The 26,711-nt window shown below is 61.8% G+C and carries 29 protein-coding genes and 2 riboswitches; of the genes, 12 read left to right on the forward strand and 17 right to left on the reverse strand.

The window, feature by feature from the left end; translation table 11 throughout:
- Window positions 1–2 precede the first annotated feature (2 nt).
- The 8 genes from QRN54_RS24645 to QRN54_RS33660 form a co-directional block, all read right to left on the reverse strand.
- Window positions 3–1,640 carry an ABC transporter substrate-binding protein gene (locus QRN54_RS24645; protein WP_285183320.1) on the reverse strand — a complete coding sequence of 546 codons (1,638 nt, stop codon included), beginning with the start codon at window positions 1,638–1,640 and terminating at the stop codon, window positions 3–5.
- Between the two features lie 139 nt (window positions 1,641–1,779).
- Complete coding sequence (locus QRN54_RS33655; protein WP_019749498.1) at window positions 1,780–1,884, reverse strand: putative leader peptide; 105 nt, start codon at window positions 1,882–1,884, stop codon at window positions 1,780–1,782.
- Window positions 1,878–1,972, reverse strand: a riboswitch (SAM riboswitch). Its footprint overlaps the gene before it by 7 nt.
- Window positions 1,973–1,989: 17 nt before the next feature.
- Window positions 1,990–2,580, reverse strand: coding sequence for a GNAT family N-acetyltransferase (locus QRN54_RS24650; protein ID WP_042925869.1), 591 nt, complete (start codon window positions 2,578–2,580; stop codon window positions 1,990–1,992).
- Between the two features lie 8 nt (window positions 2,581–2,588).
- On the reverse strand, window positions 2,589–3,698 hold the full coding sequence (locus QRN54_RS24655) for an FAD-dependent oxidoreductase (protein WP_064074667.1): 1,110 nt from the start codon (window positions 3,696–3,698) through the stop codon (window positions 2,589–2,591).
- A 10-nt stretch (window positions 3,699–3,708) separates the two neighbouring features.
- Complete coding sequence (locus QRN54_RS24660; protein ID WP_063314821.1) at window positions 3,709–4,680, reverse strand: ABC transporter substrate-binding protein; 972 nt, start codon at window positions 4,678–4,680, stop codon at window positions 3,709–3,711.
- Between the two features lie 34 nt (window positions 4,681–4,714).
- Entirely contained in the window at window positions 4,715–5,500 is a 786-nt protein-coding gene (locus tag QRN54_RS24665; protein ID WP_054781841.1) for an amino acid ABC transporter ATP-binding protein, read from the reverse strand.
- Window positions 5,497–6,471: an amino acid ABC transporter permease gene (locus QRN54_RS24670; RefSeq protein WP_003944440.1), complete on the reverse strand. Its 975-nt coding sequence runs from the start codon at window positions 6,469–6,471 to the stop codon at window positions 5,497–5,499. Before QRN54_RS24670 ends, QRN54_RS24665 begins: the two co-directional genes overlap by 4 nt.
- A 109-nt stretch (window positions 6,472–6,580) precedes the next feature.
- Window positions 6,581–6,658: a putative leader peptide gene (locus QRN54_RS33660; protein ID WP_350318888.1), complete on the reverse strand. Its 78-nt coding sequence runs from the start codon at window positions 6,656–6,658 to the stop codon at window positions 6,581–6,583.
- Window positions 6,659–6,665: 7 nt separating this feature from the next.
- Window positions 6,666–6,760, reverse strand: a riboswitch (SAM riboswitch).
- A 199-nt stretch (window positions 6,761–6,959) separates the two neighbouring features.
- Between QRN54_RS33660 and QRN54_RS24675 the strand changes: the two genes are divergently transcribed.
- The 8 genes from QRN54_RS24675 to QRN54_RS24710 all read left to right on the forward strand — a co-directional run bounded on the left by QRN54_RS24675 (window position 6,960) and on the right by QRN54_RS24710 (window position 13,462).
- Complete coding sequence (locus QRN54_RS24675) at window positions 6,960–7,727, forward strand: sulfite exporter TauE/SafE family protein (protein WP_003944404.1); 768 nt, start codon at window positions 6,960–6,962, stop codon at window positions 7,725–7,727.
- Window positions 7,728–7,764: 37 nt separating this feature from the next.
- Entirely contained in the window at window positions 7,765–8,580 is an 816-nt protein-coding gene (locus QRN54_RS24680; protein ID WP_003944345.1) for an HAD-IIA family hydrolase, read from the forward strand.
- A 290-nt stretch (window positions 8,581–8,870) separates the two neighbouring features.
- The gene (locus QRN54_RS24685) at window positions 8,871–9,428 is read left to right on the forward strand and encodes an alternate-type signal peptide domain-containing protein (RefSeq protein ID WP_047269467.1); all 558 of its coding nucleotides are present in this window, start codon (window positions 8,871–8,873) and stop codon (window positions 9,426–9,428) included.
- A gap of 4 nt (window positions 9,429–9,432) precedes the next feature.
- Window positions 9,433–9,999 carry a hypothetical protein gene (locus QRN54_RS24690; RefSeq protein WP_081557533.1) on the forward strand — a complete coding sequence of 189 codons (567 nt, stop codon included), beginning with the start codon at window positions 9,433–9,435 and terminating at the stop codon, window positions 9,997–9,999.
- The gene (locus tag QRN54_RS24695; protein ID WP_063314823.1) at window positions 9,996–10,640 is read left to right on the forward strand and encodes a signal peptidase I; all 645 of its coding nucleotides are present in this window, start codon (window positions 9,996–9,998) and stop codon (window positions 10,638–10,640) included. The genes QRN54_RS24690 and QRN54_RS24695 overlap by 4 nt, the downstream gene beginning before the upstream one ends.
- Window positions 10,624–11,226 (forward strand): SipW-dependent-type signal peptide-containing protein, encoded by a 603-nt coding sequence (locus tag QRN54_RS24700; RefSeq protein ID WP_063314824.1) that lies wholly within the window; start codon window positions 10,624–10,626, stop codon window positions 11,224–11,226. The genes QRN54_RS24695 and QRN54_RS24700 overlap by 17 nt, the downstream gene beginning before the upstream one ends.
- 5 nt (window positions 11,227–11,231) lie before the next feature.
- Window positions 11,232–12,866, forward strand: a complete 1,635-nt coding sequence (locus QRN54_RS24705) for a signal peptidase I (protein ID WP_285183321.1) — start codon at window positions 11,232–11,234, stop codon at window positions 12,864–12,866.
- Window positions 12,866–13,462, forward strand: coding sequence for an alternate-type signal peptide domain-containing protein (locus QRN54_RS24710; protein WP_054782213.1), 597 nt, complete (start codon window positions 12,866–12,868; stop codon window positions 13,460–13,462). The genes QRN54_RS24705 and QRN54_RS24710 overlap by 1 nt, the downstream gene beginning before the upstream one ends.
- 43 nt (window positions 13,463–13,505) lie before the next feature.
- Here the strand turns inward: QRN54_RS24710 and QRN54_RS24715 are convergent, their stop codons facing one another.
- From QRN54_RS24715 to QRN54_RS24725, 3 genes are read right to left on the reverse strand one after another with little or no spacing between them, the layout of a single operon-like run.
- Window positions 13,506–14,729: an O-succinylhomoserine sulfhydrylase gene (locus QRN54_RS24715; protein WP_172403504.1), complete on the reverse strand. Its 1,224-nt coding sequence runs from the start codon at window positions 14,727–14,729 to the stop codon at window positions 13,506–13,508.
- Entirely contained in the window at window positions 14,726–15,154 is a 429-nt protein-coding gene (locus QRN54_RS24720; protein WP_007726822.1) for a rhodanese-like domain-containing protein, read from the reverse strand. Before QRN54_RS24720 ends, QRN54_RS24715 begins: the two co-directional genes overlap by 4 nt.
- A gap of 46 nt (window positions 15,155–15,200) precedes the next feature.
- Window positions 15,201–15,626: an Rv0361 family membrane protein gene (locus QRN54_RS24725; protein ID WP_007726820.1), complete on the reverse strand. Its 426-nt coding sequence runs from the start codon at window positions 15,624–15,626 to the stop codon at window positions 15,201–15,203.
- A 230-nt stretch (window positions 15,627–15,856) separates the two neighbouring features.
- Between QRN54_RS24725 and QRN54_RS24730 the strand changes: the two genes are divergently transcribed.
- Window positions 15,857–17,254 (forward strand): FAD-dependent oxidoreductase, encoded by a 1,398-nt coding sequence (locus QRN54_RS24730; protein ID WP_285183322.1) that lies wholly within the window; start codon window positions 15,857–15,859, stop codon window positions 17,252–17,254.
- 109 nt (window positions 17,255–17,363) lie between these two features.
- Entirely contained in the window at window positions 17,364–18,203 is an 840-nt protein-coding gene (locus QRN54_RS24735) for an amidohydrolase family protein (protein ID WP_223304639.1), read from the forward strand.
- Here QRN54_RS24735 and QRN54_RS24740 read toward each other — a convergent pair.
- From QRN54_RS24740 to QRN54_RS24765, 6 genes are all read right to left on the reverse strand, one after another.
- Window positions 18,107–18,589 carry a DUF456 domain-containing protein gene (locus QRN54_RS24740; protein ID WP_042924222.1) on the reverse strand — a complete coding sequence of 161 codons (483 nt, stop codon included), beginning with the start codon at window positions 18,587–18,589 and terminating at the stop codon, window positions 18,107–18,109. The genes QRN54_RS24735 and QRN54_RS24740 overlap by 97 nt on opposite strands.
- Window positions 18,586–19,821 carry a formate-dependent phosphoribosylglycinamide formyltransferase gene (gene purT / locus QRN54_RS24745; RefSeq protein WP_285183323.1) on the reverse strand — a complete coding sequence of 412 codons (1,236 nt, stop codon included), beginning with the start codon at window positions 19,819–19,821 and terminating at the stop codon, window positions 18,586–18,588. Before purT ends, QRN54_RS24740 begins: the two co-directional genes overlap by 4 nt.
- Before the next feature lie 40 nt (window positions 19,822–19,861).
- On the reverse strand, window positions 19,862–21,367 hold the full coding sequence (locus QRN54_RS24750) for a GGDEF domain-containing protein (RefSeq protein ID WP_285183324.1): 1,506 nt from the start codon (window positions 21,365–21,367) through the stop codon (window positions 19,862–19,864).
- A gap of 240 nt (window positions 21,368–21,607) precedes the next feature.
- Window positions 21,608–21,754, reverse strand: coding sequence for a hypothetical protein (locus QRN54_RS24755; protein ID WP_007726811.1), 147 nt, complete (start codon window positions 21,752–21,754; stop codon window positions 21,608–21,610).
- Window positions 21,755–22,116: 362 nt separating this feature from the next.
- Window positions 22,117–22,239 carry a hypothetical protein gene (locus tag QRN54_RS24760; protein ID WP_019749478.1) on the reverse strand — a complete coding sequence of 41 codons (123 nt, stop codon included), beginning with the start codon at window positions 22,237–22,239 and terminating at the stop codon, window positions 22,117–22,119.
- Window positions 22,240–22,449: 210 nt separating this feature from the next.
- The gene (locus tag QRN54_RS24765; protein WP_003944443.1) at window positions 22,450–22,572 is read right to left on the reverse strand and encodes a hypothetical protein; all 123 of its coding nucleotides are present in this window, start codon (window positions 22,570–22,572) and stop codon (window positions 22,450–22,452) included.
- Window positions 22,573–22,892: 320 nt separating this feature from the next.
- Here QRN54_RS24765 and QRN54_RS24770 point away from each other — a divergent pair, with 320 nt between their 5' ends.
- Window positions 22,893–24,626 carry an ABC transporter ATP-binding protein gene (locus tag QRN54_RS24770; RefSeq protein WP_007726810.1) on the forward strand — a complete coding sequence of 578 codons (1,734 nt, stop codon included), beginning with the start codon at window positions 22,893–22,895 and terminating at the stop codon, window positions 24,624–24,626.
- The gene (locus tag QRN54_RS24775; RefSeq protein ID WP_285183325.1) at window positions 24,623–26,689 is read left to right on the forward strand and encodes an ABC transporter ATP-binding protein; all 2,067 of its coding nucleotides are present in this window, start codon (window positions 24,623–24,625) and stop codon (window positions 26,687–26,689) included. Before QRN54_RS24770 ends, QRN54_RS24775 begins: the two co-directional genes overlap by 4 nt.
- Window positions 26,690–26,711: the final 22 nt, after the last annotated feature.

Raw genomic sequence — 26,711 nt, forward strand, 5'->3', positions numbered from 1 at the left:
GATTACTTACCCGACAACCATGCGTCGTAGAACTGCAGGCGCGAGGAGGCTTCGAAGTTCAGGTCCTGCACACTCGATCCGGCGCCGATGGCCTGCGAGAGCTCGATGGTGGGGATGGAGAGTCCACGGTCGAGGATCAATTCCTGTGCGGTGGATACCAGTTCGCCGCGTTGGCCGTTGTCCGTGGCTGCAAGCTGGTCTGTGAGTACCTTGTCGAGCTCCGGATCTGCGCCGCGACGGTTCAGGTTGCGGCCTTCGGTGCTGAACGATGCCCGCAAGATGTCGGCGTCCGCGCGAGTGCTGTTGTAATACAGCGAATCGTAATCACCCGATACTCCCTTCTCGGTCCATTCACCGTTCGAGACCAAGTTGAGCTGCAGGTCGACGCCGACCTTCTTGAGCTGCTGCTGCACGAGCTCGAGGATGGCCTGGTTACCCGAGAACACCGGACTGAAGGTGACGCTGAAAGTGAGCTTCTGCCCGTCCTTCTCGCGGATACCGTCGCTGCCGGTCTTCCAACCAGCCGCGTCGAGGAGTTTCGCCGACTTGTCGGCGTCGTACGTCACGACACTGGATTCGTCGCTGTAGAGCGGAGTGGTGTGAGCCAGCGGGCTCGTGGCCGAGAAGAACGACGGATCCAGAACGGTGTCGACGAGTTCTTGGCGGTTGATCGCGGGAATGATGGCCTGACGAACAGCCTGATCAGCGAGAACGCCGCGACTGACGTTGGGCTGGAAGAAGAAGCTCACACCCGGGTTCGGCCTTGTGAGGATTCGTCCACCCGCGCCCTCGATTTGCGGCGCATCCTGCGGAAGCGCATCGCTGACCGCATCGAGCTGGCCGGAGGCCACGCTGCCCGCCCGCACACCGGATTCGGGAACCACCGTGAAGTCGACGCCATCGAGGTACGCCTCGCCCTGATGCGCGACCGCATCCGAGGCCCAGTTGTATCCCGCACGCTTGGCGATCTTGACGCTCTTGTCCTGCTGCCAGTCGGTGTACACGAACGGTCCGGAGGCGATCACCGCTGCACCGGGGCAGCGCTGCTCGGATGCCAGCGCGGTGGTGGAATCGGCGAGGATTCCGAGCTGTGGCGTCGAAGTTGCTTGCAGGAACTGAACATTGGGTCCGGAGAAATTGATCTTCGCCGTGTGAGCATCTACGACGTCGGTACCGGTGTACGAGGACAGGTAACTCTTCGCCAACGACGCGTTCGGTCCCAGGTTCTTGACCGAGTCGAAGGTCTTCTTCACCGAATCCGCCGTCACCGGTGTGCCGTCACTGAAGGTGGCGTCGTCGCGAAGGACGAACGTGAAGCTAGCGGCGTCGGGGCTGATCTCCCAACTCTTGGCGAGCCACGGGGTGATCTCTCCGGTGTCGGGATTTTGATCGGTAAGCGAATCCACCACTGTCCGAGTGACATACACGGTCTGGTTACTGCCGGCCTGGGCCGGATCGGCGCACGTCGGCGCCTGCGACAGACCGTAGCGAAGGGTTCCGCCGGACTGGGCGGGGCCTGCGTCGGCAGCACTGTCACTCCCGCTGCTGCAGCCGGCGAGGACGGTGCCGAGAACCGAGACAGCACCGATACCGGCGATTACGGTCGCGCGTTTGCGGGCACCGAATGAGGGCGAAGACACCAAGAACTCCTAAAGAGGCATGCCGAAGAGCGCACCCGTCGCCTGAGACGAAAAAGGCGATCGAGCACGAATCACTTGTGAGAGAAGAGAAAACAGACTTGTCGACGACTCGCCTGAGTGTGAATGACTGACCGAGAGGTCAGTTGGTACAGAAAGATCCCGCGGTGCGGCACAGGTCTACGTGACGACGCGACCAGGCGGTATCGAAACCGCCTTCGACTGCCTTCATTTCGTGTTCCTCCATCGGTCCTGGCGGTAGCACCCGCACCCGATCACTCGGGGGGTTGCTGCGACGTCAATGAGCCAGGTCTCTCGGTCGCTCTGGATGGTCGTTCGCAAGTGTACGAGGTCAAACCCGGGTGTTGTCAACCCGGTCGGTAGGAATTGCTGCTCGAGTCACATTTTCGAGCACCCGAAGTTGTTTCTCGAACGGGTGGACGCCCACCTCTTCGGGCGAGAGTGAAGCGTCGTAAAGCGGTGTGTATCCACTGGACAGATACAGCGCGACGGCCTCCGGCTGCCGAGGACCCGTCGTGAGAAACACACGGTTGTATCCACGAAGTTCGATCTCTCGTTCCAACTCGCGAACGACGGCCTTGCCGAGGCCGCGCTTCCGATAGTCGACCGACGTCCAGATTCTCTTCAGTTCGGCAGTGGTGGAATCGAATTGACGAAACGCACCACCGGCGATCGGCAGACCGTCGTGGGTGAGCACCAGAAGCGCACCCTGCGGGTAGGCAAATTCTTCTGCCGGATACGTCGTGAGATCATCGAGCATCGCTTCGCGAGTCCCGCCGTAACGCGAACTGTATTCGAGTGCCAACTCCGCGATCAGTGGAGCTGCCAAGGGATCGTCCTGCGATACCGAATAGACCTCTACCGCTCCGACACCCTCGAGCTGTCGAGTTCCGAGCTCCAGTGCCACAACACTTTCCTCCATGAATCTGGTCAACGCTCCCCCAGCCTGAAAACTTCCGGAGCGAGGGTGGTTCCGTCGACGAGGTCCGCCACAAGTTCACCCAAGGCCGGACCGAACTTGAACCCGTGCCCCGAGAATCCCGCCGCCACCGTGACGGCGCCGACTCGGTCGATGACGAAGTTACTGTCCGGCGTGCTCGTGTACAGGCACGTGATCGACTCGACACGGGTGGAATCGACGCCGGGCAACCACGACTCGGCGTACTGGGCCAATCGCCGCTCTCCGTCGACGTCAGGGGTGTAGTCACGGGTCTGCGGAGTCACCACCGGCCCGGTCGCGTGTTCGCCGATCTTGATCCCGTCCTCGGAACCGAGCCCGTAGATCCCCGCGGTCTCCAATTCTGCGCCGGTGTGGTGAACGAAACTCGGCCACTCGACTCCGGGATCGAGCGGTGCGAAGTGTGCTGGTTGTTCCTGTGTCGTGCGCAGTGTCGGCAATACGATCTCGGAGCCGAGACCGCTGTCTGCGATCAGGTCCGCAGTCCACGCACCGGCCGCGATCACGACCTGACGAGCTGCGAGCGTTCCACTGTCCGTCACCACGTCCACGCCGTAGGACGCCCGCGCGAGTGCCAACACCCGAACATCGTGACGGACCTCGGCGCCCGCAAACACCGCTCCTGCCTTCAGAGCGGTCACTGCGCGGTCCGCGTGCAACCGGCCTGCGTCGGGATGATGGAGCACCGTGGTGTCGAATCGCAGCCCCGGCCAACGGGCGGACGCCTCGGCAGGAGTGAGGATCTCACCCTTGATGCCCGCCTCGCGAAGTATCTTCGCCTTGGACTGCACTGCCTGCGGCAGGCCGTGATCGACGGCACCGGTGAGTTCCAGGAACCCGATGTCCGTCGTGGTCTCCAACTCCCGCCACAGCGGCAGCGCGCCGGCCGCCAAACCTGTGTACAGGTGATTGTCGTACGCCTGCCGATAGATACGCGAAGTACCGTGCGACGCACCGTGCTTGTGACTCGGCCCGAACTGTTCCAGCTGAACTACGCTACGTCCGCGTGCCGCGAGCCGCCATGCGGCGGAGGACCCGACGAGTCCTCCGCCGATGACGATCACATCGAAAATCTCACTCATGGACGAGAGCTCACTTGGTCTTCGGAAGGCCGGGCGGGTTGATCAGGGACGTGTCGACGGCTTCGCTGGTGATGTTCCAGCGCTCGAGGATCTGCTGGTACGTGCCGTTCTCGATCGTGTGGTTGATCGCGTCGTTGATCGCCTTGATCAGGCCGTTGTCCTTCTTCACCAGCACCGCGATCTGCCCCTGCAGGGTGTCGCCGGCCCCGGAGAACTCACCGACAACCTCGGTCTCCCCCGACTGCTTGGCGTGGAACTGCGACGACGGGTTCGGGCCGAAGTAGGCGTCGATCCGGCCGGACTGCAGCGGGAGGTAGTAGTCGGTGGTGTTCTGGTAGTAGGAGATGTCGGTAGGCGCCAGGCCGGCCGCGACGTTCTGCTCACTCCACTTGACCAGCAGCGCTTCCTGATTGGTGCCCGAGGAGACGGCGATCTTCTTGCCCGCGACGTCCTTGGGTTCCTTGATGGAGATTCCGGCACCCTTCTTGGCTTCGAAGGCGAGGGTGTCGAGACGGTAGGTCGCGAAGTCGTACTTCTCCTTACGCTCCTCTGTGACAGTCACATTGGAGAGGAAGGCGTCGGCCTCACCGGAGTCGATCCGGACGAAGTTCTGTGCCCAATCTGCTGTCTGCAGGTCGACCTTCAAGCCGAGAACGTCACCGATCAGATAGGCGAAGTCGGTCTCGGAACCGATGAGGGTGGTGTCGTCGTCGGCGTAGAAACGGAGCGGCGGAGCGGAACCGGCACTACCGGTGACGCGCAGCGTGCCACGATCGCGGATGTCCTGAGGTAGCTCGGCGGCGATGGAATCCACCTTGTCGGTGCTGATGCGGTTCTGATCGGCCGTGAGGTTGTAACCCGCAGCAGCGGTGACCTGGGCGCCGTCGGACTCGGCGTCCGCGCTGCTGCATGCAGCGCTGAGCAATCCGACGGTGGCAAGCGCCGAGATCAGAAAAGTCGCGCGACGGGATGTGGAGAACATCAATTTTTCCTTCCGGGAAAGAGTCTGGGTCGCGTCAGAGGACGCGGGAGAGAAAGGCTTTGGTCCGTTCGTGGACCGGATTGTCGATCACCTGCGAAGGCGGGCCCTGTTCGACGATGACGCCGCCGTCCATGAAGACCGCAGTGTCCGCCACTTCCCGAGCAAATCCGACCTCGTGTGTGACGATCACCAAGGTGGCGCCGTCACGGGCCAGCTGAGCCAGGACTTCGAGAACCTCGCCCACCAGTTCCGGGTCGAGCGCCGACGTCGGCTCGTCGAAGAGAATGACCGCCGGCCGCAGTGCCAGCGCTCGCGCTATCGCGACGCGCTGTTGCTGGCCACCGGAGAGTTGGCGGGGATACTCGTCCGCCTTGTCCCCCACTCCCACTCGCTCGAGCAGCGCGCGGGCCTCGCGGTACACCTCGTCACGATCACGCTTCTGGGCCGAGAGCGGCGCTTCCACCACGTTTTCCAATGCGGTCAGGTGCGGAAACAGGTTGAAGTTCTGGAACACGAATCCGATGTGCGAACGCTGTTTCAGGATCTCGCGGTCACGCAGTTCGTGGAGTCGATTTCCCTTGCGCCGGTATCCGATCAGCTCTCCGTCGATCCGTACGGTTCCGCGGTCGACTTTTTCGAGGTGATTGAGGGTTCGCAGCAAGGTGGACTTACCGGAACCCGACGGACCGAGAATGACGGTCACTTCGCCCTTGCGAACCAGGAGATCAACGCCGGCAAGTACTTCCAAGGCACCGAAAGACTTGTGAATTCCGCGTGCTTCGACGGCGTACACCGAATCTTCGGCCAGTTCTGCGGTCATCGGGTAGCACCTCTCGGAATATCGAGACGCGCATCGCGAATCTCTTCGAACTTCTTGCGCGCCTTCTGTACCGGAGTCAACGGAAGAGCACGAGCGGATCCTCGTGCATAGTGGCGCTCCACGTAGTACTGACCGATCGAGAGCAATGTCGTGAGGATGATGTACCAGATCGTGGCGACCATCAGCAGGGGCACGACTCGTCCGTTGCGGCCGAAGATGACCTGCACCTGGTAGAACAGTTCGGCGATTGCCATGGTGGAGACGATCGACGTTCCCTTGAAGAGTCCGATGACCTCGTTGGCGGCGTTGGGGAGGATCGCCCGCATTGCCTGCGGGAGAACGATCTTGAAGAACTGGCGACTGCGCGGAATGCCGAGCGAGTGAGCAGCTTCGATCTGACCGTGATCCACCGAGATGATTCCGGAGCGAATGATCTCGGCCGAGTATGCAGCCTGGTGCAGCGCCAAACCGATGACTGCTGCGGTGAATCCGCCGATCACACCGCTGACCTGGAAGGTGAAGAACTCGGGCCCGAAAGGTATTCCGAGAGAAAGTGTCTGGTACAGGTAAGTGATGTTGAACCAGAAGAGCAGCTGCACGATGAGTGGAATCGAGCGGAAGGCCCAGATGTAGGTCCAGGCGATCACCTGCAGGACCGGATTCTTCGACAACCGACCGAGCGCCAGGAAGACACCGAGACCGAAACCGAGGATCGTCCCCCACAAGGTCAGTTTGATCGTCATCCACAACGCGGCGAGCACTGATTTCGCGGTGAAGTACTGCGCGAACGTCGGCCAGTCCCAGCCGGGGTTGACGACGAGCCCGTGGATGAACTGAGCAAGCAGGACCAGCACGACCGCACTGATCACCCAGCGCAGCGGGTGCCAGGTGCGAGCGACGACAAGCTCCGAGTCGGGAAGTTGCGACTCGGACACCGACTTTTCGGGGCGGACATCGGTGGGCGCGCTCACGGCGCGCTACCTGACGGAGTGGACATGACGAATAGACCTTTCGGGGAATGGGAACGCAGCTGTGTCCTCGAGTTGGTGTGCTCGAGTTGCGAAGACGACGAGAGTTCGGTCAGCGACAGTGACACGAAGCGGTGCGGCACAGATCGATGTGACGTCGCTTGTGCGCAGCGTGCGAAGTGGTACCCATGTGATGCCTTCCATCGGTCCTGGCGGTAGCACCCGCTCCCGATCACTCGGGGGGTTGCTGCGACGTCGACGAGCCAGGTCTCTCGGTCGCTCTGGATGGTGAGCAAAGACTAGACGCGAAATGTCGAGTCGTCAAATGTTGTATTTCCCTGCACTGCAAGGGAAATGAAGGGTCCACGATGTTGAAATCGCATTGATTCCAACGGTGTCCGCAGCCGCGTTCGGCGTGTTGAATGGAGCGTTCGAATGGAGACCGGGACCGCCGTCCGGACTGACTTTTCCTCTGCCGTACCGTCTGCGGAGTGAGTGGACTCGACGCTTTCTTCATCTTGTTGGCCGGTATCGGCGCGGGCGCGATCAACGCCGTGGTCGGCAGTGGAACGCTGATCACGTTCCCGACGCTGGTCGCCTTCGGCATGCCGCCCGTGACCGCAACCATGTCCAACGCGGTCGGGCTCGTCGCCGGCGGAGTTTCGGGTACCTGGGGCTACCGACGTGAGCTGTCCGGACAGTGGGATCGACTGAAGTGGCAGATTCCGGCGTCACTCGCCGGGGCACTACTCGGTTCGTGGTTGCTCATGCATCTACCCGAGAAACTGTTCGAGACCATCGTTCCGGTGCTGCTGGTCCTCGCTCTCGCGCTCGTCCTCCTCCAACCACGCATCCAGGCGTGGGCCAAGAAGCGTTCCACCGAAGAAACGACGCTGTCCACCAAGAGGCTGATGCTCCTGACCGCCGGCACTTTTGCAGTCGGGATCTACGGCGGGTACTTCACTGCCGCGCAGGGCATCCTTCTCATCGGTGTGATGGGTGCCATCCTCCCGGAAACCCTCCAGCGCATGAACGGCGCGAAGAACCTGCTGTCGCTGCTCGTCAACATCGTTGCAGCAGGGATGTACATCACTCTGGCATTCGATCAGATCAATTGGGCAGCAGCCGGTTTGATCGCTGTCGGGTCGCTCGGTGGTGGCGTTCTCGGCGCCCGCTACGGACGGCGCCTGTCCCCCACTGCATTGCGCTACACGATTGTCGTCGTCGGCCTGATCGGACTGTGGCGCCTTCTCGCTTGACCGCCCACATCGGGCGCCACCCGCACATACTGGAGTAATGACCAGTACAGAAGATCAGACCGGTTGGACCTACCTCATGGACATGGACGGGGTTCTCGTCCACGAGGAGCACTTGATACCTGGAGCGGACACGTTCCTGGCAGAGCTGGCGTCGAACGACATCCCGTACATGGTGCTCACCAACAACTCCATCCGCACCCCGCGTGACCTGCGAGCACGCCTGCTCAATTCGGGACTCGACATCCCGGAGAAGTCGATCTGGACGTCAGCGCTCGCAACCGCGACGTTCCTGGCCAACCAGCGGCCGGGCGGCAGCGCCTACGTGGTCGGCGAATCGGGCCTGACCACTGCCCTGCACGACATCGGTTACGTTCTGACGGACAGCGACCCCGACTACGTCGTCCTCGGCGAGACGCGAACGTACTCCTTCGAGGCAATCACCACCGCCATTCGCCTGGTCGAGCGTGGATCGCGGTTCATCGCCACCAACCCGGACGCCACTGGACCGTCGCGAGACGGCTCGCTGCCGGCCACCGGCTCTGTCGCGGCACTCATCACCAAGGCAACCGGACGCGATCCCTACTACGTCGGCAAGCCCAACGCCTTGATGATGCGCTCAGCCCTGCGGTCCATCGGCGCTCATTCCGCCAATACGTTGATGATCGGCGACCGCATGGACACCGACATCGTCTGTGGCCTCGAAGCCGGACTGCAGACGATTCTGGTGATGACCGGGATCTCGACCCGCGCGTCGGTAGAGCTCTATCCCTATCGCCCGACCATCGTCCTCGAGTCGGTCGCCGATCTTGTGGGAACAACAACCGATCCATTTCGTAGCAACACAAACAATTGATTCAAATTGCAAAACAAAACCGAAACTCGGTAATTAACTGGTAAAAAACAGCAGATTTGCCAGGTTCCGACTCGTCCGCTTTGTCCAACTGAACAAACCAACGGTTTTATTCGCACCAAACTTACAAACGAGTAGTTAGACGCAGGTAAAAGCTCATTTCGACACCGAGTGACAGTTGGACTCCAGTCGTAAAATTGATTTTTCGAAAAGTGGTAACGAATCGTTTGCCGTGTCTGATACTCATGTCTGAATGGCCCCATTTCGGGTCCCAGACATGAAATGAGATTTTCATGAAGAAGCAGACCAAGGGTGCGATCGCTGCTGCGGCGGCCGGTGCCCTCCTCCTCGGCGGTGCCGGCTCGCTCGCAGTCTGGAGCGATTCGGCCGACGTCAGTGGCGGCGGGCCCGTCACGTCCGGCGCCCTCGACCTGAGCTCTTGCGCACCGGTCGGTGGCGGGTGGAACTCCCTCAACCCGACGAAGACCGCGATCACCAACATCTCGGCTTACCGAATAGTCACCACCGAGAGCATCGAATACACCTGCGACGTCACTGTGACCGCAGTGGGCGATCGTCTCGCGGCTGTTCTGACCGCTGATACGGCCGGAATCGTTCCGGGTGCGAACAGCGCCGAGCTTGCCGCTGCTGTCGTGCCCGTGACGACAATCAAGGACACTGGCGGCAACCCGATTTCGCAGATCACCAAAGCCCAGAACGGAACGATCGTCCACGTCGGAGTCCGGCTGAACTTCAACGAGGTGGCCAATCAGGTCGCGCAGAACCAGTCGCTGAACTTGTCGGCGATGAAGTTGGTCGTCACTCAGACAGCACTGACACCGGCCCCGTAATTTCATGAGGAAAAAGGTCTGGGGAGCGATCGCAGTCGCGGTGGCTGCTGTAGCGGTGTTTGCATCGTCACAGCAGTCGCTCGCGCTGTGGTCCGATTCGGCGAGCGCGAATGGCGGTACGGCGACAGCCGCCAGCGTCAACCTCACGGTTGGTACATCTGCCGGAACCAGTGCGGCGTACACCCTGGCGAACTTGACGACGGCCGCGACGCCCGTTGTCCCGGGAAACACGGTGCAAGCACCGCTCACCGTCAAGAATTCGGGGACTGATCCTCTGCAATGGCGAATGCAGTCGACGACCGCATTTACGGGATTCACGTTGACCACTTACGGAGTCGCCAACGAAGGCGCCTGCCCTGCCGGCGTCAACACCGCGGCTCCGGCAGTGACCCCACTGACGTCCGGATCGATGGATGCATCGCTGCAGTACCCGGTTTCACCGGCGTACATGCCGAGTCCACTGGTCTCAGGCGGTACGTACATTCTGTGCTTGCGACTCACGGTAGGCGTCGGGGCGGTCTCAGGTGCAACAAGCACCACGACCTTGACCTTCCAGGCAGGTCCGGTATGACAAAACACTCCACGAAGCGCACCGATCGCACCGGCCCACTCTGGTGGATCACCTCTATCGTCAGTTGGACACTGCTGCTGGCAATTTCGGCAGTCATCGTCGCAACGATTGTCGTTCCCTTCTTTGCCGGAGCACAGCGCTTCACGATTCTGACCGGTTCGATGCGCCCGACGTACAACCCTGGATCACTGGTAGTGGTCAAACCTGTCGATCCGTCCGAACTGGGGATCGGTACACCTATTACGTACCAGCTGGAATCGGGTCAGCCGACCGTCGTCACGCACCGGATCATCGCCACAAGTGAAAACCAGAAGGGTGAAAGAACTTTCATCACCCAGGGCGATGCGAACGGTGAGCCTGACGAGAAGGAAGTGCGGCCGGTGCAGATCCGGGGAAAGGTCTGGTACAGCCTGCCTTATCTCGGTTACGTGAACACCTGGCTGACGGGAGAGCAGCGCACCGTGATCGTGGTGATCGTAGTGACCGCTCTACTGCTGTACGCGTCGTACATGATGATCAGCGGCATCCGTGACGGCCGGAAGGAGCGGGCTCGAGCCCGATTGGCTCCTGACCCTGCAACTTTCGCGCCCGCAGACTCCGCCCAGATCGAGAAAGGCCAGCACGATGCCCTCGCGCCCTGACCGTCCGGCCCATCGGATTCGTCACCTGTTGACCAGCACGCGTTTTCGCGCGCTGCTCGCGCTGGGGATGGTGCTTGGTGTCGGCGGAGTGACCACGCTCGCGGCCTGGACGTCTTCCGCCACGGCAACCTCGGGCAACATCACGACGGGTTCTATCAATCTGCAGTTGAACAGCACCGCCCAGCCCACCCTGACCAAGTCCCTGAATTTCAGTGAGCTTGGCAAGTCCGGAATGATTCCCGGTGATTCGAACACCGCTCTGATCAAGGTCAACAACCTGGGCACAGCGGCAACTGTCCCACTGAAGTACACGATCACGTCTACGAGTAGCGGTGCGTTGACGACTTCTCTACGAATGACGGTTTCCTCCAACGGAACTGTTGCCAACAAGTGCACTGACGGCGCCAACGTTGTGTCCTCGCTCGCGCTGACACTCACCGCGAATCAAGCCATCGGTAGCCCCGACCGCCCACTGGCGGTCGGGGCTACCGAGAATTTATGTGTCTCGGTGCAGCTTCCGACAACACCGACACCGCCGACGAACAGCACGTCGAACATCGTCCTGACCTTCACGGCAAAGGTGTGATGGCAATGGCTCGACACACGAAAAAACATGCAAAGGCCTCGATGCAGAACCGGGTACGGGAAGTCCTGCTCAGCCTGGGAGCCCTCGCAGGCTTGGTATCCATCATCATTTTCATCGCCGGTCTGGCTTTCGGTATCACCCCGCTGATCTTTCGGAGTGGATCGATGTCACCCACGATCGATACCGGTGCTCTCGCATTCGCGCGCACCGTGCCTGCTTCGGAAGTGCTGGTCGGTGACATCGTCAGCGTCTCCGACAGCCAAGGCACGCGCATCACCCATCGTGTGGAATCAATAGATCAGCAGGGCAACAACCTTGCCGTCGCACAACTGCGTGGTGATGCAAATCCGATCGCCGATCCCGATCCCTACGTCATCACCGAAGCCGATCGCGTCTTCTTCAGCATCAACCGCCTCGGATACGTGGCAGTCTGGCTGTCCGGACCGAGTGGGCTTGTGCTTGGTGCGATTGCCGTCGGCGGGCTCCTGTACATCGCGTTCCGTCGACGTGAGGCTTCCGACGCGGAGGAACCTCAGCGGGATCGTCAGGACATACGCGGCGACTCCCATGCCCTCAAGGCCATCGTCGCCTTGGCTACGGTCGGTCTCACGGTGGTCGGTGTGTCCCAGATCGGTGGTACCAAGGCGGGGTACACCGACACAGCCGCGGCAACAAGCATTCAGTTCGGCACTGCTGCAACCTTTCCCACGTCGCCAAGCACAGCCAGTTGCGCGGTGAATTTTGCGCTCGTTGTTCCGGTCGCAGTAACGATCACTTGGCCCGCGACTGTCGGAAGCTCATACCGCCTCATCGCTCGCGACGCCAGCGGAAACCTTTTGGGGTCGAACGACTACACCGCAACGTCTACTACAGGCTCCATGAGATACGGCTCGGGCGGTACAACAGTCGCGTTCCCGCTCATAGTCGGCACCTACAACATCGAAATCCATGGACTGAGCGGCACGTCGGTCACGCCGTCGTACTCCGGCTACCAATTCAGCATTCTCGTCGGCCTGCTCTACTCGTGTGGCGGTCCGATCAGCGGGACATCTGCTCTCAGTCGATCGGCAGCGCCGGCACTGGCGGCAGACGCTCCGAGCACTCCTACTACGGCCGTCACTTCCACGACCGCCTCATCCACCACGCCCACCACGACATTGGCGCCGGCTGTGACAACCACCAGCACAACTGCACCGTCGACAACCACCAGCACAACTGCACCGTCGACAACCACCAGCACAACTGCACCGTCGACAACCACCTCGTCACCGGCTACAACTACGGCGCCCCAGACGACGACCGCTACAACGACAACGACAACGACAACGACAACGGTGCCACCAACTACGACCACCCCGAGCGAGGTTCCCGTCGACGCCCCGGCGACCACGACCGGTCTCAGCGCCCAGAAGCTCTCGACTGCCAGCGGAACGGTTGTGTCCGTGTCGAATTCATCGGGCGCTGAGGTATATCGAGGTCCCGTTGACAGCGACGCTGTCCTGCATTGGCTCACCGGTACCGATCAGCTATACGTAATCACCCCTTCCGGAGTCACCGTCATCGACACGTCAACGGGAGTCTGGGCCGAATCTCCTACCCCGAGCGAACTTCCGGACGAAATCAAGGCACTGGTGCCGTGATGAAGAAGACGACGAAGGCTGCAATGGCAGTCGCCGCGGCCGGAGCTGTATTGCTCGGCGGCTCGGGCACATTGGCGAAGTGGACCGACAGTGCGACCCTGACAAGCGCCGCTGTCCAGTCCGGGACCCTGGATCTGGGAGCATGCGTGACCACGAACGGCGGGGGCTGGTATTCGCAGGTCTACGTCAACGCGCCCACCAATCCGAATCCACTCGTATATATCCCGGACATCACTACCTACCGGCTCAAGCCCGGATTCAACTACACGTATTTCTGCGATTCGAAGGTGATGGCCACCGGCCCACGTCTGAAAGCGAACGTGACAGTCGACAAGACCAAGTTGAGCGGCGGGCTCGCAGCCGCCAACATCGACCTTCGCACGTACGTCACGGATCAGAGCAACAATCTGCTGTACGACAGCACAGCACCGACGCCGAACCTCATCGCGGTCACGTCGGCCCTGAACAACACCAATCTGACGGCGCAGGTGTTGTTCACGATCTACCCCACCGACACGACAAGCTCAGGTCTCACACTGAATACGACGGCGTTGACGATCGACGTCAAACAACTGGGTCTCACGCCCGCACCGTAGAACGCCTTGCCGTCGGAAGTTCGAGGCAAGGCGCTCCAGCGATTCAGCCGAGTGCTCGCTTCAGATCAGCCAACAGATCAGCCGTGTCTTCGAGCCCGACGGACAGACGGACAACGCCGTCTGTAAGACCCACTGCTGCACGGCCTTCCGGCCCCATGGCCCGGTGCGTTGTCGTGGCGGGGTGAGTGATCAACGACTTGGAATCTCCCAAGTTGTTGGAGATGTCGATGACGCGCAGGCCGTTGAGAACCTCGAACGCCCGCTTCTTGCCCTCTCCGTCAGGCGCATCGAGCTCGAACGTGACAACCGTTCCGCCACCGCTCATCTGAGACTTCGCGAGCTCGTGCTGCGGATGCGACGTCAGGTACGGATACTTGACCCACTTGACGCCGGAGTGTCCTTCGAGGAATTCGGCGATCTCGAGTGCCGAAGCCACGGAGTGCCGAATACGAACCGGCATCGTCTCCAGGCCCTTGAGCAGAGTCCACGCATTGAACGGGCTGAGCGCAGGACCGGTGTGCCGCATCAGTTCTCGAACGGGACCGCTGATGTATTCCTCGGTACCGAGAATCGCGCCACCAAGCACGCGCCCCTGACCGTCGATGTGCTTGGTGCCGGAGTACACCACGACGTCGGCCCCCAGATCGAGGCTGCGCTGCAGAAGCGGCGTCGCGAAGACGTTGTCCAGCACTACCTTTGCACCGGCTGCATGAGCAAGCTCCGACACCCGTCGAACGTCGACGAGAGATTGCATCGGGTTGGACGGCGTCTCGAAGAACACTGCCGTGGTAGGCACGGACAGCGCCTCTTCCCACTGCGCGTTGTCCTCACCGTCGACGAAGACGACCTCGACTCCCCAGCGCGGAAGAATCTCGTTGCACACCACGAAGCAGGATCCGAAGAGACTGCGCGCAGCCACCAATCGGTCGCCGTTGGCCAACAGTGCGCCCAACGCCGTGAAGACTGCCGACATTCCGCTGGCAGTCGCAAAGCAGGCTTCTGCACCTTCGATGAGACGCAGACGCTCTTCGAACATCTTGACGGTCGGGTTGCCGTAGCGGGAGTAGACAAAATGATCCACCTCGCCGGTGAAGGCTTGTTCGGCGGCTTCTGCACTCTCGTAGACGAATCCGGAGTTGAGGAACAGCGCTTCGGAAGTCTCCTCGAACCCGGTACGCATCAGTCCGCCGCGAACACCGAGGGTGCCGAGACCGACGTCGTCCGGCAGCGCTCGTTGAAATGCGCCACCCTGGGGAATTCCGCTCACTGCTGCCTCCATGGCAAGCCGATGGCCCGCCAACCTACAAGTCCGCGATGTCCGTCGGCACCCAATGCGCCTTCGAACCCGTCGAGCACGTTGTACGACGGGCCGATGCCCGCCGCAGTCGCAGCTTCCGCCGCACCGATGGAACGTTGTCCGGATCGACACAGGAAAATCACCGGACGCTCCGACCCGGAGGAATCAGCAGTGATGCCGGCTTCCTTCAACTGGTCGACGAAGTTGTCATTGCGCGCGCCGGTCGGGTGGCTCACCCATTCGATCAGTGCAGCCTGCTTGCCGAGGGAGGACACATCGGGGACACCGACGTACTTCCACTCCGCATCGGTCCGCACGTCGACCAGCACGGCGTCGGGGTTTTCGCGGAGCAGCTCCCAGGCTTGCTCCGGCGTCAGATCGCCTGCGTAACTCACGTAGTCCATGTTTTCACAAGACTGCCGTGAGCGCCTGAGCGGGCCGTCAGTTGCAGACGACCCAACGGTTGCCGTCACGGGTCAGGGCCCAGGTCGAGACTCGCTCGCCCGCTCCGCCACCGGTGATCGTCACGTCGGCCCGGGCGCGATCGCCGTTGACCGCGACCCCGTCCACACCCTTCAGCTCGACCGTCCCGTCGACGCCGGCCATAGGACCGTTGCTCGAATTGAAGCTCGCGCAGGTCAGGGTCTTGATCGTCTCCGCGTCATTCCGATTCTCGGCATCGACGTAGTCGGTGACGGAGCGGCTCACGCGGTCCGACTCGGTGACGTTCTCCTCGGCCGGCGAGATCCACGATGCGACGAAGATTCCACCCAGGATCAAGGCGACGATGGCGACAGCCAAGAGGAACGGCCCCGCAGACGCCTTCTTGCCATCGATGTTGTCGGATTCGCGCAGCTCGTCACTCATAACGCCAATAGTCCCCCACAACTTGAAATTGTGGCCCGTCAAGGATCAGGCCCCTACCCCGGATACCCGAGACAACAGGAGAATGGGAGGAAAGAATAGGTTTACCCACAACCGATCGAGTGAGAGTGTGGATCCGTTCGGCCGCAACCGAGGCACTGTGCTTAGGTTCGGCTAAATTGGATACTTGTCGATATGTTGTCCGAACTTCGAAGAAGGTAGCTGTCCTCACGATGACTGACTCCAACCGCCCACTCCGGGTCGCGATCGTCGGCGCCGGCCCCGCCGGCATCTACGCCGCCGACGCCCTCATGAAATCCGACACCGCAGTTTCCGGCCGCGGCGTCAGCATCGACCTCTTCGAGCGCATGCCCGCGCCCTTCGGCCTGATTCGTTACGGCGTCGCGCCTGATCATCCGCGCATCAAGGGCATCATCACCGCCCTGCACAAGGTGCTCGACAAGCCTCAGGTACGCCTGCTCGGCAACATCGACTACGGCACCGACATCACCCTCGACGACCTGCAGTCGTTCTACGACGCGGTCATCTTCTCCACCGGCGCCAACGCCGACCGTGCGCTCGGCATCCCGGGCATCGAACTCGACGGCAGCTACGGCGCGGCCGACTTCGTCTCCTGGTACGACGGCCACCCCGACGTACCGCGTACGTGGCCGCTCGAAGCCGAGAAGGTCGCCGTCCTCGGCGTCGGCAACGTTGCCCTCGACATCGCCCGCGTTCTCGCCAAGACCGGCGACGAACTGCTGCCGACCGAGATCCCCGCCAACGTCTACGAGGGCCTCAAGAACAACAAGGCCGTCGAGGTTCACGTCTTCGGACGCCGCGGCCCGGCCCAGGCCAAGTTCACCCCTCTCGAACTGCGCGAACTCGACCACTCGCCGACCATCGAGGTCATCGTCGACCCCGAGGACATCGACTACGACGAGGGTTCCGAGCAGGCTCGCCGCAACTCCAAGCAGGTCGACATGGTTGCGAATACGCTGCAGGACTGGGCAATTCGCGACGTCGGAGCCCGTCCTCACAAGCTGTTCCTGCACTTCTTCGAATCTCCCACGGAGATCCTCGGTGAAGACGGCAAGGTCGTCGGCCTGCGCACCGAGCGCACTCAGCTCGACGGCACCGGCAACGTCAAGGGCACCGGCACGTACAAGGACTGGGATGTCCAGGCCGTGTACCGCGCCGTCGGTTACCTCTCGCAGAACATCACGCACTTGCCGTTCGACGACCAGGCCGGCACCGTCCCCAACGACGCCGGACGCGTCGTCGCCGACGACAACGCCGAGGGCGCAGCCCGGTTCATGCCGGCCACCTACGTCACCGGCTGGATCAAGCGCGGCCCCGTCGGCCTCATCGGCCACACCAAGGGTGACGCCAACGAAACCGTCGCGAATCTTCTCGAGGACTCCGTCGACTTCGCGGGCGCCGCGAACCCCGACGAGAACGCCGTCATCGAGTTCCTCGAAGGCAAGCAGGTTCCGTACACGACCTGGCAGGGCTGGTACCGCCTCGACGCGCACGAGCGCAGCCTGGGCGAGCCCGAGGGCCGTGAGCGCATCAAGGTCGTCGAGCGTCACGACATGCTGAAGGCATCCGAGCCCGACCGCGCGAACTGAGTGCGCGGAAGTAACTGAACAGAAGCCCTCCACCGGCCCGACGCGACCCAGGTCACATCGGGCCGGTGGTGTGTGCAGGGACCCAGGGCAACAGGGCAAAATAGACCCCGTGTTTGACGCCCATGTGCATATCATCGACCCGCGCTTCCCGCTGGTCGAGAATCACGGGTACCTGCCTGAGCCCTTCACCGTGGCCGATTACCGGGCCCGGATTGCCTCGCTGAAGGGCCTCAGCGTTGACGGCGGCGCGGTGGTGACCGCGTCGTACCAGGGCAATGACCAGGAATACCTGAAAGCTGCCTTGTCCGAACTTGGCGAAGGCTGGGTGGGCGTCACTGCTTTGCCGCTCGATGCGACGGATGAAGACATCGTTGCTCTGGACGCACTGGGAGTACGTGCCGTCCGGTTCAACCTGCGCCGCGGCGCCACCGACCTGCGTCTGCTTGCCGATCTTGCCAACCGCGCATTCGATCTGGTCGGTTGGCACGCCGAGTTCTACGTCGATGCCACGCTGTTGCTGTCGTTGGAACCGGTCTTCGCCAAATTGCCCGCGGTGAGCATCGACCATTTGGGAATGTCCACCCGCGGACTGCCGTATCTCCTCAACCTCGTCGACCGCGGAGTGCGCGTCAAAGCCACCGGGTTCGGCCGCACCACCATCTCCGACGTCAGCGATGTGCTGCGCCAGATCCACGCGGTCAATCCCGCTGCGCTGATGTTCGGCACCGATCTACCCGGTACACGGGCACGTCGAGCGTTCGAGGTCCACGACCTGGACGTGATCGCCGACGCTGTCGGCGACGACCTGCCCGCGGTCATGTGCGACAACGCCCGCTCCTGGTACCGCTGCGCTCAGGTGAACGCAACGGCTCCCAGCCACAGCCCCGCCGCGATCAGCGCTCCGAACAGTTCCACCAGCATGGACAATCCGACTGCCTTCACCGCGTGAAGCGTCGACGACCAAGCGATGTCGTAACGGCGCAGCCGCGCTAGTTCCGCGAAATACGTTCCGACGATGAATCCGAGGAACAACCCCACGACCGGAATCACGAAGAACCCGATGATGCCGACGACGCCGCCGACCACCACCGACAGGTTGGGCACTCCCCCGGACTTCATCCGCTTGCCCGGCCACGTGTACTTCACGATCCCGGTGACCACCAGTGCCAGCGCGGACAGCGCGAACACCGTCCACGCCGTGGCACCACCGGTCATGATCGCCCACACCAGAATTGCACCGAAAACGAGAAGCGTCCCCGGGAGAATCGGAACGACGACACCGATCAGACCGACCAGGATGACCAGCCCGACGAGGACCTCGGCCGCTGGACTCATCCGACGGGACGCACCTTCGACGCAGCCTCGCGAGCACGGTCGCGTGCAGTAGGCACATCGGCGGCCGTCGACACTGCAACACCCATGCGACGACGCGTGAAGCTCTCCGGCTTGCCGAAGAGCCGCAGGTCCGTCTCGGGAACCGCGAGCGCCTCGGCGACGCCGTCGAATCCGATCCCCTTTGCCTCCACTCCGCCGTAGATCACTGCCGATGCTCCCGGAGACGTGAGCGTCGTGTCGACCGGCAAGCCCAGGATCGCGCGGGCATGCAGTTCGAACTCCGAAAGTCGCTGCGTCCGCAGAGTCACCAATCCGGTGTCGTGCGGCCGTGGGCTCACTTCGGAGACGAAGACGTCGTCGCCCTTCACGAATAGCTCGACGCCGAAGATGCCTCGCCCGCCCAGAGCCGTGGTCACCTTCTCGGCGACGTCTCGGGCCGAGGCGAGGGCAACCGCGGACATCTGCTGCGGCTGCCACGATTCGATGTAGTCTCCGGCCTCCTGCAGGTGCCCGATCGGTTCGCAGAACGACGTCTCGACCTGACCGCTCTCACCGACGGCTCGAACTGTCAATTGCGTTATCTCGTAATCGAAATCGACAAAGCCTTCGACGATCACCCGGCCGTGATTCACACGACCTCCGGCCATCGCGTAATCCCATGCGGCGTCGAGATCTTCGGCGGATCGAACCGTCGACTGTCCCTTCCCCGACGAGGACATGACTGGCTTGATGACGCACGGGAAACCGATTCGGTCTGTCGCTGCCTGCACTTCGGCAAGCGAGTCCGCGAAAGCGTACGGCGAAGTGGGCAGGCCCAACTCCTCGGCCGCGAGCCGACGGATTCCCTCACGGTTCATCGTGAGCTGGGTGGCTCGGGCGGTCGGAATGACCACCGCACCCCCGCGTTCTTCGACGAGTGCAAGCGCATCCGTCGCGATGGCCTCGATCTCGGGAACCACGAAGTGAGGCTTTTCCAACTCGATGACGGCAAGCAGTGCTTCCGGATCGGTCATGTCGACGGTATGAGCACGATGAGCCACCTGGTGCCCAGGGGCATCGGGATACCGATCCACCGCAATCACTTCGACGCCCAGACGCTGCAGCGCGATGACAACTTCCTTACCCAACTCGCCTGATCCCAACATCATCACGCGGATGGAGTTCTCGGTCAGTGGGGTTCCGAATCGGAGCGGAAGCGTCGGCAGGGGCGAAGGCGTCGAATCAAGCTGCATGGGTGCGACTATATGCCAATCCCGATGCAGGTCAGCGCGGTTATCGGCCGTCCACCACACCTTCGCGGCCAAATCCTCGCCGGATCGTTCGGGGTAGCGCAGGTTTGCGATAGGTGCGGGTGGCAGTGTCCGGCTCGGAATTCCGTTGCGGCACGGTGTCGTTGCCGACGCGGTGCACTTTCACGAGGTTGCGCCCAGCACGCTTGGCGTCGTACAGAGCCTCGTCTGCGACGCTCATGAGGGTCGACAGCGCCGGCGTCGCATGATCGACCCACGCGACGCCGACGCTGACGGTGCTCGTCACATCTGATTCGGCCGAGTACTCGACTTGCGCGCCGCGGACCGCCTCGGCGACATCGATTGCTCGCGCGTAGCTGCAGTCCGGAAGCAGAACGGCGAACTCCTCGCCGCCGAGCCTTCCGATCAGATCGCCGTCCGACAATCGGTCAGCGGCCCGCTCGGCGAAGTTCGCGAGAACGCTGTCACCGGTCATATGTCCATGCGTGTCGTTGATGCTCTTGAAGTGGTCCAGGTCGAGCATCAGCAGGCCGACCGGAGATTGTGTGCGAGCCGCGTCGGCAAGTTCCGCTTCCGCGTGGCCGAGGAACGCACCGCGCGAGAGGACCCCGGTCAGATGGTCGAATTCGACGGCAAGGAAGAGCTCACGCTCGGCAGCACGGCGTTCCTCGGTCGCACAGGCAACCGCTATCGGCCCCAACGCGATCAGGGTGACCGCTACGGATGTGATGACGTCCTCGTTCCACGTCGAGGCGGCTTGATCTCCGATGTCGAGTCGACCGCTACCCGCCATCATGAGTGACCACACCGACCAGACCACTGAAACGAAGGCAGTGCTCGGAACCGAGATGCGAGTGGCACACCAGAGGAGAGCTGGAATCGGCAAGACCAGCGCAATCGGCCCTTCGATACTGAGGGCGATCGGCACGCAGGCTGCAGTGGCGAGTAGCGGAACGCTCAGAGCGGCGACAGTTCTGGCGGTCAGTTTCCTGCGGAACTCGGCAAGACTCGATGGGATGGTGAGAGTGAGAATGAGAGGAAGGACCAGCAGGTACGCCATGACCTCGGTGGCACCCCAGTGGAAAAACGTGTCGGCAAAGGACTGACCGCGTAAGAGCCGGTCCAAGGCGCCGGCAGTGGCCGCGGTACCAGTCGCCGCGACGAACGAAACAAAGACCATCCATACCAGCGACTGCGAATCGACCAATCGGAACGGTGTGCGCTTCAAGTAGTACAGAACGAGAACACCGAGCGTCACTCCGGCGAGGTTGGCCCCGTTCAGCTGCAGGGCAAGCGACAGCGAGTTGCCCGTAATCAGGTCAGCGCAGACGTATCCGACGGCCGCGGCGATCCACGTCCGCCATTCGATCAGGACCGGCCATCTGACCATCATTCCAAGCAGAATGGCGTTGGCGCACCAGAAAGTCGCGAGCAAACCTGGTGGGCGCGTGAGGATGCCGATCAACGATGCCGCAAGTACGACGGCCAGCACTAGGAGAAGGCGCAGAAAGCGACTCGTCCCTACCATGCGTCACCTCGCGGTCGGCTACCTCTGAATTCGGGAGCACCGGACGTCGCGGTGACCGTATGCCGATGTCGTCGAACCATCGTACGCAGGTGCTGCCACTCGCAGTTCTGTGTTCACATGCCAAAACGGCAGCTGCGACCATCTCCGCAAACGCGAGTGCCCTCCGGCCACGACAGTGGACAGAGGGCACCTGCATGCAATCCGATCGGCAGAGCCGAATGGACCTGCCGGAAGGGATGACTACTCGGCGGATCCGCTGGACAGACCCGAGAGTGAACCGGTGGACGAGCCCTCGCCCTTGCCGGACAGCGATTCGGTGGGAACGGACTTGAGGAAAGCTCCGAGCGCGGTGAGCAGGGGTCCGAGGGTGCTGAGTGATCCGAACATAGGAGGTTCTCCTGTATGTGAGGTGATGTGATGTTCCAGCGCCATTCCGGCCGCAGGCGGTGGCCGAGATGGTTCGGGAACTTCTGCCGCACGGATGGCTGAACCGCCCCCCGAACAACATCCCGAGCTGTGATGTAGCGCACTTACTTGGCGCTGCCTGCATTTATAGACCGGCTTTCCACACTTGTCTAGCTACCTAATAGCTATCAATGCGGACTTTCGGTCACACCCTTACGGATAATTGCAGTTCAAAGGGCAAATCCACCCTCTAGAATGTCCCATAATGTGATTTAGCTCACAGTGAAAAGCCGAAAAGTGTGACCCGCAGACAACTGCGAGCCACACTTTCGGACAAACTGGACTTACTTATCGGCCGCCGATCCCGTCCCAGGGGTGAGAGAGCCACCACCGAGTGCCGTGAACAGGTCCTTGAGCACCGGAATGAACGTCTTGACGACGCCGCTGAAGTCTTCGAATGAACCCATGTCGGGCCTCCTTTTGTCGGAATGCAGTTGAGATGAAGTGAGGACCGAGAACTACTCGGCGGCCGAACCGGCCGAACCCGAGCCGTCTGCCGATCCCGCGTTCAACTTGGTCACGAATGCAAGAACACTCTTGAGGAAGGCGTCGAGATTCTGAATCGAGGTCATGCGACTACTCCTGCGTTGTTTCGGAAGATTTCTCGAGGTCGAACGTCAGGAGTTCGAGCTCGCGGTGTCCAGCCCCTGAAGGGTTTTGAGCATGTTGACCAGGGGCAGAAGCTGGAGAATGCCCCAGCCCATACCGTTGGCCTTGAGGAGGTTTCCGAGGGATCCCATATGTGACTCCTTGCATGAATATCTATGACGCGGCGCACGTTTTGTTCGCTCCACGTCTTTGTAGCCAAGCTAAATACGTACGTCCAGTTTGTTTCTGTCCAAGCGAAAACGTGACACATTGGATTAATATGTAAACCTGCAGTTCAGGTGCTGTGACCTGAATCCAATCTCGAATTCGAGTGTGTTCGAGATCACAGTCAATTAGGACAAAAGGATGCAATCGTCAGAGTCGGTGCCAACCTCGACCGCGATCTGTCATACCGTGTGCGTGTGATCAATCGCGAACGAGCGGCAACCGAGGCAACTCACCGGGAACCGTCGTGCTAGCAAAACTCCTCAAGACGTACCTGCCGCCGTACCGCTGGTTGCTTGCCGGGGTCCTCGCACTGCAACTCTTCGGGGCCATCGCGTCGTTGGTCCTCCCCACACTCAACGCGCGGATCATCGACGACGGCGTCGCCCGAGGCGACACCGGATTCATCATGTCCACCGGCGGGATCATGCTCCTGGTCTCGCTTGCGTCGATCATCGCGTCGGTCGCATCGACCTATCTGGCTGCAAAATCGTCGATGGGCTTCGGCCACGACGTTCGAGGCGCCTTTTACAAGGCAGTCGGCAGTTTCTCGGATCGCGAATTCAACAGTTTCGGTGCGCCGACGCTGATCACACGCAACACCAACGACGTCCTGCAGATCCAGGCCCTGGTCATGCTGACGTCCTCGATGCTTGTCAGCGCCCCACTTATGTGCATCGGCGGCATCATCATGGCTCTGCGCGAGAACCTGCAGATGTCCTGGCTCCTGACGATTTCGGTACCACTGCTCGGCATCACCGTCTCGGTCGTGGTGGCCAAGCTGATCCCGCATTTCCGGACGATGCAGACGCGGATCGACAACATCAATCGATCACTGCGCGAACAGCTCACCGGTATGCGTGTCATTCGCGCCTTCGTTCGCGAACCCGACGAGACGATCCGCTTCGACAAGGCCAACAAGGAACTGACCGACACTTCGCTCCTCATCGGCCGGTACCAGGCGGTTCTGCTGCCCACCGTCATGTTGATCGCCAACCTGTCGAGCGTGGCGGTCCTGTGGTTCGGCGCGCATCTGGTCGACACCGGGGACATGCAGATCGGACAGATCAGCGCCTTCCTCGCCTACGTCATGCAGATCCTGATGTCGGTGGTCATGGCGACCATGTTGGCCGTCGTGATCCCCCGCGCCGCCGTGTGCGCCGACCGCATCACCGAAGTACTCGACACCGAGGCGACCGTGCCCGCGCCGGCCCAGCCCCTTCGCCCGACCAGCCCATACGGCGTGGTCGAGTTCGGTGGAGCCGGATTCACGTATCCGGGAGCAGAAACGCCGGTTCTGTCGAATGTTTCGATGCGATGCATGCCAGGCACGGTCACCGCGATCGTGGGCAGTACGGGCAGTGGCAAATCGACCCTCGTCTCACTCATCCCCCGGCTCTTCGACGTCACAGCCGGCGCCGTCCTGGTCGACGGCTTGGACGTCCGTGGCTGGGATCAGGACGAACTCTTCGCCAACTTCGGATACGTGCCCCAGAAGGCCTATCTGTTCGCCGGCACGATCGCGAGCAATATCCGCTACGGAAACCCGACCGCCACCGACGACGACATCTGGGCAGCCCTCACCATCGCCCAGGCAGACGACTTCGTCCGGGAACTCTCCGACGGTCTCGAGTCACCGATCGCGCAGGGCGGCGGCAATCTCTCGGGCGGACAGAAACAACGTCTCGCCATCGCCAGAGCGGTGGTCCGCAGACCCCGGATCTTCGTCTTCGACGATTCGTTCTCCGCTCTCGACATGCATACGGACGCCGCGGTCCGACGCGAACTCCGGACGGTTTCGACTCATTCGACGGTCATCATCGTGGCTCAGCGCGTCGCATCCATCATCGATGCCGACCAGATCATGGTCCTCGAAGACGGTGCGCCGGTCGGCCTCGGCGACCATCAGTTCCTTCTGGCCAACTGTCCGACGTACCAAGAGATCGTGGCTTCCCAGATTCCCGCGGAGATGAGCGCATGACCAGCCCGCAGGACCCGACATGGGGCGGCCCCAACAGCCAGTACTTCGACGATGCCCCGACGGTGGTGTTCGCCAAGATCCCGAGCGAACCTGAATCCGCGGACGGGGATGCGAAGTCGAGTAACCCCGAGACCCCCGACAAAGAGCCGAAGCCCGCGCTGACCGCGACGGACACAAAACCTCGCCACTTCAAGGCGACGATGAAGCGGCTTCTCTCGCTTCTGCAGCCGCACAAGTTTGCGGTCTTCTGTGTCGTCGTTGCGACGATCGCCAGCATCGCGCTGTCGGTCGCAGTGCCGAAAATCCTCGGTCACGCGACAGACCTCATCTTCGCCGGGTTCATCGGCAAGAGCCTGCCCGCCGGACTCACCCGCGAGCAGGCCGCAGACGCCATCCGGGCATCAGGGAATTCGACGTTCGCCGATCTTGTCGCCAACTCGACCGACGTCGTTCCCGGTGTGGGTCTGAACTTCGACGCCATCGGCAAGGTCGTCATGCTCGCGATCGGCGTGTACTTGCTCTCGTCGCTGCTTGCCTGGTTGGAAGCATTCCTCCTCAACATCATCGTCCAGAAGACCATCTACAACCTGCGTGCCTCGGTGGAGGCGAAGCTTCACCGTCTCCCCCTTCCGTATTTCGACAAGACACCGCGCGGCGAGATCCTCAGCCGCGTCACCAACGACATCGACAACATCTCGTCGACGCTGTCGTCGACGTTGACCTCGCTCCTGACGTCGGTGCTCACCGTCCTCGGCGTCCTGACGATGATGTTCGTCATCTCTCCGATGCTCGCCCTGATCGCACTGATCGCGGTGCCGGTATCGGTGCTCCTCGTTGCCAGGGTCGCCAAGCGAGCACAGGTGTTGTACAAGGCTCAGTGGACCGAGACGGGCAAGATCAACGCGCAGATCGAGGAGAACTACAGCGGTCGCGACCTGGTACGCGTGTACGGGCATCAGGCCGAAGCCGAGCGTGAATTCGCCGAGCAGAACAAGAAGCTCCTCGACGCGTCCTTCGGCGCACAGTTCCTCTCCAGCCTGATCATGCCGGTCATGAACTTCGTCGGAAACATCACCTACGTGCTGCTCGCTGTGGTCGGCGCTCTCAAGGTCGCCAGCGGCAACATGTCACTCGGTGACGTTCAGGCCTTCATCGTCTATTCGCGCCAGTTCAGCCAGCCACTGACGCAGATCGCGTCCATGTCGACGAGCCTGCAGTCCGGAGCCGCGTCGGCGGAGCGGGTCTTCGAGCTTCTCGACGAACCCGAGCAGTCGCCCGACATCGACGTGCCGCTTCTCCCCGAGCCCGCCGGACGTCATCGCAACGTCGGTCACATCGAGTTCGAGAACGTCTCGTTCCGGTACGAGCCGGACAAGCCGTTGATCGAGAACGTGTACCTCACGGCCCGGCCCGGGCAGATGGTCGCCATCGTCGGGCCCACCGGTGCCGGCAAGACCACCTTGGTCAACCTGCTCATGCGCTTCTACGAAGTCGACTCCGGCCGAATCACTCTCGACGACGTCGACATCTCGCAGATGCGCCGCTCCGACTTGCGCAAGCACGTCGGCATGGTTCTGCAGGACACCTGGCTCTTCGGCGGCACGATCCGCGACAACATCGCATACGGCCGACTCGGCGCCAGCGAATACGAGATTCACGAAGCCGCACGCGCTGCCTTCGTCGACCGCTTCATCCACACCCTCCCGGACGGGTACGACACCGTGCTGGACGAGGAGGCGTCGAACATCAGCTCCGGCGAGAAGCAGCTCATCACGATCGCTCGTGCATTCCTGTCGGAGCCGTCGCTGCTGATTCTCGACGAGGCGACGAGCTCGGTCGACACACGTACGGAACAGCTTGTGCAGCAAGCAATGTCCGCGTTGCGCGTCGGGCGGACCAGCTTCATCATCGCGCACCGGCTCTCCACCATCCGTAACGCCGATCTGATCGTCGTGATGGAGGCGGGCAAGATCGTCGAGCAGGGCACACACGACGAACTCATCGCAGCGGCGGGCGCGTACTTCCGTCTCTACAACGCTCAGTTCGAGGGTGCCGCCGTCTAGTGATCGGCGCCTCCCTCGGCGG

The organism is Rhodococcus sp. MEB032 (genome assembly GCF_030208925.1).
GTDB classification, from domain to species: Bacteria; Actinomycetota; Actinomycetes; order Mycobacteriales; family Mycobacteriaceae; genus Rhodococcus_F; species Rhodococcus_F qingshengii.